The 13,159-nt window shown below is 61.3% G+C and carries 10 protein-coding genes; 4 read left to right on the top strand and 6 right to left on the bottom strand.

Annotation, left to right across the window (positions count from 1 at the left end; all coding sequences use genetic code 11):
• Nucleotides 1–131: 131 nt before the first annotated feature.
• Complete coding sequence (locus tag ACWHXD_RS08840) at nucleotides 132–1,931, bottom strand: ABC transporter transmembrane domain-containing protein (RefSeq protein WP_192901641.1); 1,800 nt, start codon at nucleotides 1,929–1,931, stop codon at nucleotides 132–134.
• A gap of 214 nt (nucleotides 1,932–2,145) precedes the next feature.
• Between ACWHXD_RS08840 and ACWHXD_RS08835 the strand changes: the two genes are divergently transcribed.
• Complete coding sequence (locus tag ACWHXD_RS08835; protein ID WP_032892854.1) at nucleotides 2,146–2,319, top strand: PA1571 family protein; 174 nt, start codon at nucleotides 2,146–2,148, stop codon at nucleotides 2,317–2,319.
• A gap of 160 nt (nucleotides 2,320–2,479) precedes the next feature.
• Here the strand turns inward: ACWHXD_RS08835 and pdxB are convergent, their stop codons facing one another.
• Nucleotides 2,480–3,622, bottom strand: a complete 1,143-nt coding sequence (gene pdxB / locus ACWHXD_RS08830) for a 4-phosphoerythronate dehydrogenase PdxB (RefSeq protein ID WP_138762175.1) — start codon at nucleotides 3,620–3,622, stop codon at nucleotides 2,480–2,482.
• Between the two features lie 251 nt (nucleotides 3,623–3,873).
• Between pdxB and ACWHXD_RS08825 the strand changes: the two genes are divergently transcribed.
• Nucleotides 3,874–5,268 (top strand): MATE family efflux transporter, encoded by a 1,395-nt coding sequence (locus ACWHXD_RS08825; RefSeq protein ID WP_003189639.1) that lies wholly within the window; start codon nucleotides 3,874–3,876, stop codon nucleotides 5,266–5,268.
• Here ACWHXD_RS08825 and tusA read toward each other — a convergent pair.
• A complete protein-coding gene (gene tusA, locus ACWHXD_RS08820; RefSeq protein WP_020302891.1) occupies nucleotides 5,265–5,510 on the bottom strand; it encodes a sulfurtransferase TusA in 246 nt (81 codons plus the stop codon). The two genes, ACWHXD_RS08825 and tusA, sit on opposite strands and share 4 nt — an antisense overlap.
• Nucleotides 5,511–5,639: 129 nt before the next feature.
• Nucleotides 5,640–6,716: a 23S rRNA (cytidine(2498)-2'-O)-methyltransferase RlmM gene (gene rlmM, locus ACWHXD_RS08815; protein ID WP_098952417.1), complete on the bottom strand. Its 1,077-nt coding sequence runs from the start codon at nucleotides 6,714–6,716 to the stop codon at nucleotides 5,640–5,642.
• 196 nt (nucleotides 6,717–6,912) lie between these two features.
• Between rlmM and acnA the strand changes: the two genes are divergently transcribed.
• Entirely contained in the window at nucleotides 6,913–9,654 is a 2,742-nt protein-coding gene (gene acnA, locus ACWHXD_RS08810; RefSeq protein ID WP_098952419.1) for an aconitate hydratase AcnA, read from the top strand.
• Nucleotides 9,655–9,780: 126 nt separating this feature from the next.
• On the opposite strand, the gene ACWHXD_RS08805 is transcribed toward acnA, so the two are convergent.
• Nucleotides 9,781–10,719, bottom strand: a complete 939-nt coding sequence (locus ACWHXD_RS08805) for an aspartyl/asparaginyl beta-hydroxylase domain-containing protein (RefSeq protein ID WP_003189633.1) — start codon at nucleotides 10,717–10,719, stop codon at nucleotides 9,781–9,783.
• Nucleotides 10,720–10,960: 241 nt separating this feature from the next.
• Nucleotides 10,961–11,935 carry a cysteine synthase A gene (gene cysK / locus ACWHXD_RS08800; protein ID WP_032892862.1) on the bottom strand — a complete coding sequence of 325 codons (975 nt, stop codon included), beginning with the start codon at nucleotides 11,933–11,935 and terminating at the stop codon, nucleotides 10,961–10,963.
• 127 nt (nucleotides 11,936–12,062) lie between these two features.
• Here cysK and ACWHXD_RS08795 point away from each other — a divergent pair, with 127 nt between their 5' ends.
• The gene (locus ACWHXD_RS08795) at nucleotides 12,063–13,139 is read left to right on the top strand and encodes a DUF748 domain-containing protein (protein ID WP_003189629.1); all 1,077 of its coding nucleotides are present in this window, start codon (nucleotides 12,063–12,065) and stop codon (nucleotides 13,137–13,139) included.
• Nucleotides 13,140–13,159: the final 20 nt, after the last annotated feature.

Here is a 13,159-nt window from a genome sequence, read left to right as displayed (position 1 = left end):
GCGAGCTTGCTCGCGAAGACCGTCAACGCTAACGCGTGCTTCATGGATGAACGCGGTGCCTGTGAGGTTTTCGCGAGCAAGCTCGCTCCTACAGAGGTTCCAGTGCCCGCATAGAGAGATGCGGGCATTTTTTATTTCACCTGTTCATCTCCATCATTGAACTGCAACGCCGCCAACCGCGCATACAGCGGGTTGCTCGCAATCAACTGCTGATGCGTGCCCACCGCCACCAGCTTGCCCTGGTCCATCACCGCAATGCGGTCGGCATTCTTCACCGTGGCCAAACGGTGTGCGATCACCAGCGTGGTTCGCCCCTGCATGAGTTGCGGCAGTGCTTGCTGGATCAGGTGTTCGCTCTGGGCGTCGAGGGCGCTGGTGGCTTCGTCCAGCAGCAGGATCGGCGCGTCGACCAACAAGGCGCGGGCGATGGCCAGGCGTTGGCGCTGGCCGCCAGAGAGGCCCAGGCCACTTTCGCCAAGGTGGGTTTGGTAGCCGTCGGGCATTTGCAGGATGAAGTCGTGGGCGTGGGCAATACGCGCGGCGGCTTCCACTTGGGCGGTGGTGGCGGACGGGTTGCCGTAGCGAATGTTGTCCTCGACGCTGCCGAAGAACAACGCCGGGCTCTGGGACACCAGGGCGAAATGGCGCCGCAGGTCTAACGGGTCAAGCTCGGTCAGCGGCTGGCCTTCGAGCAGGATGCGGCCTTGCTGGGGGTCGTAGAAGCGCAGCAGCAGGTCGAAGATCGTCGATTTGCCCGCGCCGGACGGCCCGACCAACGCCAGGGTTTCGCCCGGGTTGATGGTGAGGTTCAAGCCATCGATGGCGTAGCTGTCCGGCCGCGAGGGGTAGCAAAAGCGCAGGTCTTGCAGTTCCATGCGGCCGCTGACCCGTTCTGGCAAGCGTACGCCGCCAGTGGCCGGCGCCTGGATATCGTTGCCTGACTGCAACAGCTCACCGATCCGCTCGGCCGCCCCGGCAGCACGCTGCAACTCGCCAAGCACTTCGCTCAGGGTGCCAACGGCGCTGCCGACAATCAGGCTGTAGAACACGAACGCCGCCAGCTCACCGCCGGAAATGCGCCCGCTGATCACGTCCATGCCGCCCACCCACAGCATCACGCCCACCGCGCCGAGCACCAGCATGATCACCAGGGTAATCAGCCAGGAGCGCTGCAAGATGCGCTTACGTGCGGTGATGAAGGCGTCCTCGACGGTGACGGCAAAGCGCTGTTCGTCCTGCACCTGATGGTTATAGGCCTGCACGGTCTTGATCTGGCCCAAGGTCTCGGCGACATAGCTGCCAACGTCCGCGATACGGTCCTGGCTCAAACGCGACAGGCTGCGCACTCGGCGCCCGAAGATCAGGATCGGCGCCAGCACCAGCGGCAACGCCACCACCACGATGCTGGTGAGCTTGGGGTTCGTGATAAACAGCAACACGATGCCGCCGATCACCATCAGCGCATTGCGCAAAAACAGCGACAGCGATGAGCCGATCACCGATTGCAGCAAGGTGGTGTCGGTGGTCAGCCGCGACTGGATTTCCGAGCTGCGGTTGTTCTCGTAGAAACCTGGGTGCAGGTAGATCAGGTGGTTGAACACTTGCCGGCGAATATCGGCCACCACCCGCTCGCCAATCCACGACACCAGGTAAAACCGCGTGAAGGTGCCCACGGCCAGGCCGAGCACCAGCAGCATGAACAGGCCGATGGACTGGTTGAGCAGGTGCGGCGACTGGGTCATGAAGCCCTGGTCCACCAGCAGGCGTATGCCCTGCCCCATGGACAAGGTGATGCCAGCGGTGACGATCAGCGCCAGCAGTGCGCCAAGCGCCTGCCAGCGGTAGGGCGCAATAAAGCGACTGGCCAGGCGAATCGCACGGCGTTGACGAATGGAGAACATGGAAGGATCACCAATGGAGAGTCTATACATCAACATTGGGGGAACTTGCACAAATAACAATGAGTCAGGTTAATTATGCCCACCGATGCAGGCCGCTAGAGGCTATCGGTCTAAGCCTGATCTGGAAATATGTAACGGTTTCTGGTGGACTGGGTGTTCAAACCGATGAGCGTGTAAGGAGTTGTAACAGCGCGTTCATGCGGGGGAATTAAAGTAGGTACACAACCTGATGAGGAGACAGGCCATGACCTTGCAAAATAGCAGCGACGCCAAGATTGAAGTGATCCGCCAGCCGCAGCAGCTGCCTTGCTCGTATATCGATGCCAAAGGCCAGGAAGTGCAGATTACCGAAGAAATGATCCAGCAAGCCTGCTGCGAATTGGAACAGCGACTGGTTAATCCTGCCCCGCGAGGCTGAAGCGCCCACGCTCTTTCAAACCCGGCCCCGGTGGCCGGGTTTTTTGTGTCCCTGTAGGAGCGAGCTTGCTCGCGAAAAACCTGAGGGCGCCGCGTTAAATCAGAAACGCTGCGTTATCGTTGACGTTTTTCGCGAGCAAGCTCGCTCCTACAGTTATAGCTTATAGGTGTTCGGCGCCCAGAGCAGTGACGATCTGCGACAGCACCGCCGACTCCCCCTTGATGCGCACCTTCAAGCCATCAATCTCGCGACGCTCCGGGTAATGCTTGCGCAGCAGGTCAAAGGCCTGGCGCTGTTGCTGCACGGTGCCTACCAGGCTGCGGCGGAAATCCGCGTCGTCACGGCGTGGGTCGTACACACTGCGGCACAAGGTCGCCAGCGCCCAGGCCGGGTCAGTCGTAGCGTTCAAGTGCATCTCGGCCAGCCAGGGGGCCGGTAGCAAATCACTCAATTGAATACTCGGTTCCTGGCCCAGGTGCGCACACAGCGCCTGGTAAATCTGCGCGGTGCCGCGCTGTTTGCCATCGAGGCTGTAGCCGGCGATATGGGGCGTGGCCAGCACGCACAGGTCAGCCAGCTCGACATCCACCTCGGGCTCGCCTTCCCACACGTCCAGCACCGCTTGCAGGTCTTCGCGCGCCAGCAACACCTCGCGCAGGGCGGCGTTATCCACCACCGCGCCCCGGCTGGCGTTGATCAGCCAGGTGCCCGGCTTGAGCTGTTCCAGGCGTTGGCGATCAAACAGGTGCCAGGTCGAACCATTGCCGGACTTGATCAACGGCGTATGCAAGCTGATCACGTCACATTGCTCGATGATCTGCTGCAGGCTGACGTAGTCACCGTCTTCGGTGATCTGGCGCGGCGGGTCGCACACCAACACATTCCAGCCCAGGCCCTTGAGCACCTTGACCAAGCGCCCGCCGACTTCACCGGCGCCGACGATGCCGTAAGTGCGTTGCTTGAGGTCGGCGCCTTCGATTTCAGCCAGGGTCTGCAAGCTGCCGAGCACGTAGTCCACCACCCCACGCGCATTGCAGCCGGGCGCGCTGGACCACTGGATACCCGCTTGCTTGAAGTAGTCGAGGTCCAGGTGGTCGGTGCCGATGGTGCAAGTGCCGACAAAGCGCACCTTACTGCCCTCAAGCAGGGCACGGTTGACGTTGGTCACCGAGCGCACCAGCAGTACATCGGCCTGCTCGACCGTGGCGCGGTCGATGGAACGGCCGGGCACGCGGCGAATCTCGCCAAACCCTTCGAAGAATGCATCGAGCAGCGGGATATTTTCGTCGGCAACAATCAGCATGGCAGGCTCCTTTGGCGGAATGGCAGTGTACAGAAGATCCTGTGTAGGAGCTGGCTTGCCTGCGATTGCATCGACCCGGTTTGCCTGATGTACCGAGGTGCCCGCATCGCAGGCAAGCCAGCTCCCACACAGGATCAGCGCAGGCCTGGGCGCATTGCTTACAAATCCCTAACACAGGTTTTTTCCTGACCACTGCGTCAACGCGTAGAATCCGCCGTCCTTGCGACTGCCTTTTTATTGGACACCTGTACGTGAACACTGCCACCGCTACCCTCTCCCGCCCCGCCCGCATCAGCCGGGAAGTGCGCGGCCTGCTGACGCTGGCCTTGCCGATCATGATTGGCCAACTGGCAACCACCGCGATGAGCTTCGTCGATGCGGTGATGGCCGGGCGCGTGAGCCCGCAGGACCTGGCGGCGGTGGGCCTGGGTAATTCGATCTGGATCCCGGTGTACCTGTTGATGACCGGCACGTTGCTTGCCACCACGCCGAAAGTTGCCGAACGTTATGGCGCGGGCAAACTCACCGAGATCGGGCCTCTGGTGCGCCAATCGTTGTGGTTGGCCGTGGTGGTCGGCCTCTGCGGCGCGCTGTTGTTGCTGTGCGCCGAGCCGATCCTGCATGCCATGAAGGTCGAGCCCGACCTGATCGAGCCGTCCATGGGCTACCTGCACGGCATCGCCGCCGGTATGCCGGCGGTGGCGCTGTACTACGTGTTTCGCTGTTTCAGTGACGGCCTGGGCCGTACACGGCCGAGCATGGTCATGGGCTTGTGCGGGTTGGCGCTGAATATTCCGCTGAACTACATCTTCATCTACGGCCACTTTGGCGTACCGGCCATGGGCGGCGTGGGCTGTGGCTGGGCTACCGCCATTGCGATGTGGGTGATGATGATCGGCCTGGCCATCTGGACGCGCTGGGGTGCGGCCTATCAAAGCAGCGAATTGTTCAAGCGCTTCGACTGGCCGCAATGGACGGTGATCAAACGCATATTGGGCATAGGCCTGCCGATTGGTGTGGCGATCTTCGCCGAGTCGAGCATTTTCGCGGTGATTGCCCTGTTGCTTGGCAGCCTGGGCGCTACCGTGGTGTCCGGCCATCAGATCGCCCTGAACGTCAGCTCCCTGGTGTTCATGATCCCCTATTCCCTGAGCATGGCCGTCACCGTGCGGGTCGGCCAGGCGTTGGGGCGCGGCGAACCCCGGGAAGCTCGCTTCGCCGCCGGCGTCGGCATGGGCACCGCCCTGGCGTACGCGTGCTTTTCCTGCAGCTTGATGCTGCTGTTTCGCGAGCAGATTGCAGCGATCTACACCCCCGACCCGGTGGTGATCCATCTGGCGTCGATGCTGATCGTGTTTTCGGCGTTGTTCCAGTTCTCTGACTCGATCCAGGTCACCGCCGCGGGCGCATTGCGCGGCTACCAGGACACCCGGGTGACCATGGTGCTGACCCTGTTCGCCTATTGGGGCGTGGGCTTGCCGGTGGGTTACGCCCTGGGCCTGACCAACTGGCTCGGTGAGCCCAGCGGCCCGAGCGGTTTATGGCAAGGGCTGATCGTGGGCTTGAGCTGTGCGGCGGGGATGTTGGTGGTGCGCCTGGCGCGCAGTGCACGCCGACGCATTCGGGCCGAAAAGGCGCAGGCTTAATCGGCTTTCTTGCGGATCCAGTACAAGTAGGTGCCAGCATCTTCCTGTTGATCCACCAGTTCGTGGTCGAGAAACACGCAGAACTTGGGGATATCGCGACGGGTCGACGGGTCGGTCGCGATCACCTTGAGCAGGCCGCCCGCCGGCAGGTCGCGGATGTGCTGGTGCAACATCATCACCGGCTCTGGGCAATTGAGGCCGGTGGCGTCGAGGGTGCCATCGACAGGCTGTTCAAGACTCATACTTCACTCCTAAAACTGGCACCGCTCAACACTGTGGGAGCGGGCTTGCCCGCGATGACGGGGGCACATTCAACATAAATTTCTACTGTTATACCGCTTTCGCAGGCAAGCCAGCTCCCACATTTAATATCAGCGGTTTTTGGATTTCTTTACATCTACCAGGCGGCGCAGGTGACATGTCACTTCTTCGCGGTCGTGGTAGAGCTGCTTGCAGCCGATCTCCACACGAATGCCACGCGCCTTGAAGCCCTCTTCGATGCGCTCCAGCAAACGCTTCACTTCGGCGTAACGCTGCTTCATCGGCAACTTCAGGTTTACCACCGCCTCGCGGCAATGCCCTTCGCCAATCCAGGTTTCCAACAGTGCCGCGTTGCGCGCAGGTTTCTCGACGATATCGCAGACCATCCAGTCCACCGGCTGCTTGGGCACGAAGGTAAAGCCGTCAGCCATCAAGTGCTGCACCAGGCCGGTGTCCATCAGGCTTTCGGCCATGGGGCCGTTGTCGATGGCGGTCACCAGCATGCCACGGTTGACCAGTTGCCAGGTCCAGCCGCCTGGCGCTGCGCCAAGGTCGACGCCGGTCATGTCGCCGTGCAGGCGTTCGTCCCACTGGTCACGGGGGATAAAGTGGTGCCAGGCCTCTTCCAGCTTCAAGGTCGAGCGGCTGGGCGCGTCACGCGGGAACTTGAGGCGCGGAATGCCCATGGGCCACATCGCCGAGTTGTTCGACTCGGCCAGGCCCATGAACACTTCGCGGCCGCTCTTGAAGGTCAACAGCAGGCGCGGCTTGCTCGGGTCGTCCACCAGCTTGCCGGCGTTAAGCAGGGCTTTGCGCAGGTGCACTTCGAATTTCTTGCAGAAGTTGGACAGTTCCTTGCCGTCGTTGGTGTCGACCATCTCCAGCCACAGGCTGCCGCACACGGGGAATTCGCGCAGGTGGGCGAGGATCACGCTGATGCGGTCGGTTTCCGGCAGGTCGATAAACACCCCGCGCGCCCACTGCCTCGGGAAGATCAGCTCGGCAAAGCGCTGGCCGTGCATCAGGCGCTGGGCGCCATCTTCTTCGGTGCAGACAAATTCGGCGCAGGCGCTGCCGGTCTTGGCCTTGGCGTAGCCGGAAACGTTCAGGCGCGCGGCGTGCTCCGCGATCTCGGAACAGACTTCGCCTTCAAAACCCGGGCGGCAGTGCATAAAAAGGGTGTTCATTGAATCTCCTGGTGAATCAACTGGCCTTGCGCTATCGCAATACCTGTCATGAAAACGCGCGCATGATAGCCGAGTTCGGAACCTTGGACTCAGCGATAGAGTCCAGTTATTAGCCTGCTAATGAAAACAGCGCTAACGTGATAGCTCTGTTCGTCCCGTCAGGTCCGTAGCCGTGCGGACCATAAGGAGTCATGTAATGTCATCCCTTGATAGCCTGAGAACCCTTAAGACACTGCAAATAGACAGCAAAATTTACCACTACTTCAGCCTGCCCGAAGCCGCCAAGAGCCTGGGTGACCTGGACAAGCTGCCGATGTCCCTCAAGGTGCTGCTGGAAAACCTGCTGCGCTGGGAAGACGCCAAGACCGTCACCGGCACCGACCTCAAGGCCATCGCCGCCTGGCTCAAAGAACGCCAGTCCCACCGCGAGATCCAGTACCGCCCCGCTCGCGTGCTGATGCAGGACTTTACCGGCGTACCCGCCGTGGTCGACCTGGCCGCCATGCGCGCCGCCGTGGCCAAGGCCGGTGGTGACCCGCAGCGCATCAACCCGCTGTCCCCGGTGGACCTAGTGATTGACCACTCGGTGATGGTAGACAAGTTCGGCAGCACCAGCGCCTTCGAGCAGAACGTCGATATCGAAATGCAGCGCAACGGCGAACGCTACGCCTTCCTGCGCTGGGGCCAGAGCGCCTTCGACAACTTCAGCGTGGTACCGCCGGGCACCGGCATCTGCCACCAGGTCAACCTCGAATACCTGGGCCGCACCGTGTGGACCAAAGAGGAAGACGGCCGCACCTACGCCTTCCCCGACACCCTGGTCGGCACCGACTCCCACACCACCATGATCAACGGCCTCGGCGTACTCGGCTGGGGCGTGGGCGGCATCGAAGCCGAAGCGGCGATGCTCGGCCAGCCGGTGTCGATGCTGATCCCGGAAGTGATCGGCTTCAAGCTCACCGGCAAGCTCAAGGAAGGCATCACCGCCACCGATCTGGTGCTGACCGTCACGCAAATGCTGCGCAAAAAAGGCGTGGTGGGCAAGTTCGTCGAGTTCTACGGCGACGGCCTGGCCGACTTGCCCCTGGCCGACCGCGCGACAATCGCCAACATGGCCCCGGAATACGGCGCGACCTGTGGCTTTTTCCCGGTGGATGAGGTGACCCTGGACTACCTGCGCCTGTCCGGCCGCCCGGCTGAGACGGTCAAGCTGGTGGAAGCCTATACCAAGGCCCAGGGCCTGTGGCGCAACGCCGGCCAGGAGCCAATCTTCACCGACACCCTGGCCCTGGACATGGGCACTGTCGAGGCCAGCCTTGCCGGGCCCAAACGCCCACAGGACCGGGTTGCCCTGCCGAATGTCGGCCAAGCGTTCAGCGATTTTCTCGACCTGCAATTCAAACCCACCAGCAAAGAAGAAGGCCGCCTGGAAAGCGAAGGCGGTGGCGGCGTTGCCGTGGGCAATGCCGACCTGGTCGGCGAGGCCGATTATGAATATGAAGGCAACACCTATCGCCTGAAAAACGGCGCGGTGGTGATTGCCGCCATTACCTCCTGCACCAACACCTCCAACCCCAGCGTGATGATGGCCGCCGGGTTGGTGGCAAAGAAAGCCGTGGAAAAAGGCCTGACCCGCAAGCCCTGGGTGAAAAGCTCCCTGGCGCCGGGCTCCAAAGTGGTCACCGACTACTACAAGGCGGCGGGCCTCACTCAATACCTGGACAAGCTTGGCTTCGACCTGGTGGGCTACGGATGCACCACCTGTATCGGCAACTCCGGGCCCCTGCCCGAGCCGATCGAAAAAGCCATCCAGAAGGCCGACCTCACCGTGGCCTCGGTGCTGTCCGGTAACCGTAACTTCGAAGGCCGCGTGCACCCGCTGGTGAAAACCAACTGGCTGGCCTCACCGCCCCTGGTCGTCGCCTACGCGTTGGCCGGCACCGTGCGCATCGACATCAGCAGCGAGCCGCTGGGCAATGACCAGCAGGGCAACCCGGTGTACCTGAAGGACATCTGGCCCAGCAGCCAGGAAATCGCCGAGGCGGTGGCCCAGGTCAGCACCAGCATGTTCCACAAGGAATATGCCGAAGTGTTTGCCGGCGACGAGCAGTGGCAAGCCATTGAGGTGCCGCAGGCGGCCACCTATGTGTGGCAGCCGGATTCCACCTACATCCAGCACCCGCCGTTCTTCGACGACATTGCTGGCCCGCTGCCGGTGATCGAGGACGTCAAGGGCGCAAACGTGCTGGCCCTGCTGGGCGACTCGGTGACCACCGACCACATCTCGCCTGCCGGCAACATCAAGGCCGACAGCCCGGCCGGGCGCTACCTGCGCGAACAGGGCGTTGAGCCGCGTGACTTCAACTCCTACGGCTCACGCCGGGGCAACCATGAAGTGATGATGCGCGGCACCTTCGCCAATATCCGTATCCGCAATGAAATGCTCGGCGGCGAAGAAGGCGGTAACACGCTGTACATCCCCACTGGCGAGAAAATGGCGATCTACGATGCCGCCATGCAGTACCAGGCCTCGGGCACACCGCTGGTGGTGATCGCCGGCCAGGAATACGGCACCGGCTCCAGCCGCGACTGGGCGGCCAAGGGCACTAACCTGCTGGGCGTCAAGGCAGTGATCGCCGAGAGTTTCGAGCGTATCCACCGCTCCAACCTGGTGGGCATGGGCGTGTTGCCGTTGCAGTTCAAGCTGGATCAGAACCGTAAGACACTCAAGCTCACCGGCAAGGAGAAGATCGATATCCTCGGGCTGACCGATGCCGAGATCGAGCCGCGGATGAACCTGACGCTGGTGATCACTCGCGAGGATGGCAGCAGCGAGAAAGTTGAGGTGCTGTGCCGGATTGATACCTTGAATGAGGTGGAGTACTTCAAGGCCGGTGGGATTCTGCACTACGTGCTGCGCCAGTTGATCGCGTCCTGACCAACGCCGCAAAACTAATGTGGGAGCGGGCTTGCTCGCGAAGGCGGTGAGTCAGTCAAGAATGTATCGACTGACACTCAGTATTCGCGAGCAAGCCCGCTCCCACAGTTTTGACCGTATTTCAGATCAGCCGAACAGCCACTTCCACAGCAGTACCAAGACGACTACCGCCAGCACCGGCCGCGCAATGCGGTAGGCCTTCGGATGCTTGCGTTTCCACTGCTTGACCTGGCCGCTGAACTTGTCGCTGAAGGTCTTGCTCCAGGCGTACGCCTGGTTGATGCCGCCCACGCGCTCGTCATCGAGGTTCTGCGGCGCGGTCGCGCGGCCCAGTTGCTTGCTGACCCAGCGGTTGATGCGGGTCATCACGCGGTTGCTCAGGGGGCGCTCAATGTCGCAGAACAGGATCACACGGGTCTGTTCGGTTTCGTTTTTCACCCAGTGCACGTAGGTTTCGTCGAACATCACGTCTTCACCGTCGCGCCAGGCGTAGACCTGGCCGTCGACGAAGATACGGCAGTCGTCGGAGTTCGGCGTGGCAAGCCCCAGGTGATAACGCAGGGAACCGGCGAACGGGTCGCGGTGCGGGTTGAGGTGGCTGCCGCCCGGCAACAGCGCGAACATCGCGCCCTTGACGTTAGGGATGCTGCTCACCAGAGCCACAGTCTTGGGGCACAGTGCCTCGGCCGAAGGCAGCGGTTTGTCGTACCACTTGAGGTAGAAACGCTTCCAGCCCTTCTTGAAGAACGAACCGAAACCGGCGTCGTTGTTCTTTTCGGCGGCGCGGATGTAGCCCTCGTCGAACAGGTGCATGGCCTCTTCGCGGATCACTTCCCAGTTGTCCTTGAGCACATCCAGTTCCGGGAACTTGCTGCGGTCCAGGTACGGCTTGGACGGCACCGCGGAAAACAGGTACATCAGGGCGTTATACGGGGCGAACAGCGCCGAATGGTTGACAAACTGACGCAACATCGGCAAACGGGCCTTGCCACGCAGGTGCACATACAGCGTGCTGCCGATGAACAGCAGCAACACCGACAATTTGGCGGCCAAAGAAAAGGTCATGCAGCAACTCCTGGAAATAAGCGCCTGGCCAGCAAATTTCCATCAATGGGAAACCAGACGTAACAGCCGGCCATGATAAACACTTGAGCCATTATGCAGAAGGCCCAGGAAAACGGACTGACCTGTATCAACCCCTGTAGGAGCGAGCTTGCTCGCGAAGAACGTCAACGATAACGAGGGTTTACTGATACAACGTGGCGTTCTCAGGTTTTTCGCGAGCAAGCTCGCTCCTACAGTCGTTTCAGGCCTGGTTTTCCTGTTCGGTAAACAAATCGCTGAACAACATGCTCGACAGGTAGCGCTCACCGGAGTCCGGCAAGATCACCACGATAGTCTTGCCCTGCATTTCCGGCTTCTCGGCCAGACGCACGGCCACCGCCATGGCGGCGCCACAGGAGATCCCGCACAGAATGCCCTCTTCCAGCATCAAGCGCCGGGCCATGGCCTTGGACTCTTCGTCAGTCGCCAGCTCCACGCGGTCGACCATCGACAGGTCGAGGTTTTTCGGCACAAAACCGGCGCCAATCCCCTGGATCTTGTGCGGGCTGGGCTTGATCTCTTCACCTGCCAATGCCTGGGTGATCACCGGGGAAACCATGGGCTCCACGGCCACCGACAGGATCGGCTTGCCCGCCGTGTTCTTGATATAGCGCGATACCCCGGTGATGGTGCCGCCGGTTCCTACGCCCGCCACCAGCACATCCACGGCGCCGTCGGTGTCGTTCCAGATTTCCGGGCCGGTGGTTTTCTCGTGAATGGCAGGGTTTGCCGGGTTGTCGAACTGGGCCGGCATAAAGTAGGTGGCCGGGTCGCTGGCGACGATCTCGGCGGCCTTGTCGATGGCACCCTTCATGCCCTTGGCCGGCTCGGTCAGCACCAGTTCTGCGCCCAGAGCCTTGAGCACTTTACGGCGTTCAAGGCTCATGGACGACGGCATGGTCAGCAGCAGTTTGTAGCCACGGGCGGCGGCGACAAAGGCCAGGCCGATGCCGGTGTTGCCTGAAGTCGGCTCGACAATGGTCATGCCCGGCTTGAGCTTGCCGCTGCTTTCCGCATCCCAGACCATGCTGGCGCCAATGCGGCACTTCACCGAATAGCCGGGGTTACGCCCTTCGATCTTGGCCAGGATCGTCACGCCCCGCGGTGCGATGCGGTTGATCTGAATCAGGGGCGTGTTACCGATGGAGTGCGCGTTGTCTGCAAAGATGCGGCTCATGGCGGTTCCTATTGTCGAGGCGTTGGGAAAGGCCCCAAGGGTATGCCTCGTGCTCCCAAGCGTCCAGACGGAGGAACGTTGCGCCAATCAGAACAGTCAATCTCCTACAAGCAAGGAGAACTGCCCTATGAAACGTCGCTACAGTTGGCCGTTAGGGACCATCGCCGCTCTGGTGCTGGTCTTGATTGCCATCCACCTTGCGCTGCCCTACCTGGTGCGCAACTACCTGAACGACAAACTCGCCAACATGGGCGATTACCGTGGCGAGATTGCCGATGTGGACCTGGCGCTATGGCGCGGCGCCTACCGGATCAACGGCCTGCAAATCGTCAAGGTGGACGGCAAGGTCCCGGTGCCGTTCGTCAAGGCGCCGCTGATCGAGTTCGCGGTGAGCTGGCATTCGCTGTGGTACGACCATGCCGTTGTGGCCGAGGGGCATTTTGTGCGCCCGCAGATCAACTTTGTCGATGGCGGTGCCAACAAGCAGGCGTCCCAGACCGGTAAAGGTACCGACTGGCAGGAACAACTGCGCAAACTGTTGCCGATCACCCTCAACGAAGTGCGCATCGAAGACGGTGAGATCGCCTTCCATAACTTCAGCTCCAAGCCCCAGGTGAATATCAACGCCACCGGGGTCAACGCCAGCTTCTATAACCTGACCAATGTGGTGGATGTCAAAGGCAAGCGCGACGCGCGCTTCGAAGGCAAGGCGCTGCTGCAAGGCCAGGCGCCTCTGGAGGCCAACGCCACCTTTGACCCGCTGAGCGATTTTGAAGAGTTCGAATTCCGCTTCCGCGCCCGCGACCTGCAACTCAAGCGCATGAATGACTTCGCCTCAGCCTATGGCAAGTTCGACTTCAAGGCCGGCACGGGTGACGTGGTGATCGAAGCCCAGGCTGAAAATGGCCGGCTCACCGGCTATATCAAGCCGCTGCTGCGCGATGTGGAGGTGTTTGACTGGCAACAAGACGTTGAAAACCAGGACAAGAATATCTTCCGCTCGATCTGGGAAGCCGTGGTGGGCGCCAGCGAAACCGTGCTGAAAAACCAGCGTAAAAACCAGTTCGCCACCCGTGTGGAGCTGAGCGGTAGCGTGCATCAGCAAAATGTCAGTGCGTTTTCGGCGGTGATCGCGATTCTGCGCAATGGGTTTATCCAGGCGTTCAATGCCCGGTATGAACAACCCAAGCCATCGGCGGACTGAGCCTGACCCGCCATTCAGAG

The sequence above is a fragment of the Pseudomonas fjordensis genome (assembly GCF_976987115.1).
This window is presented reverse-complemented; position numbering and strand designations above follow the sequence as displayed.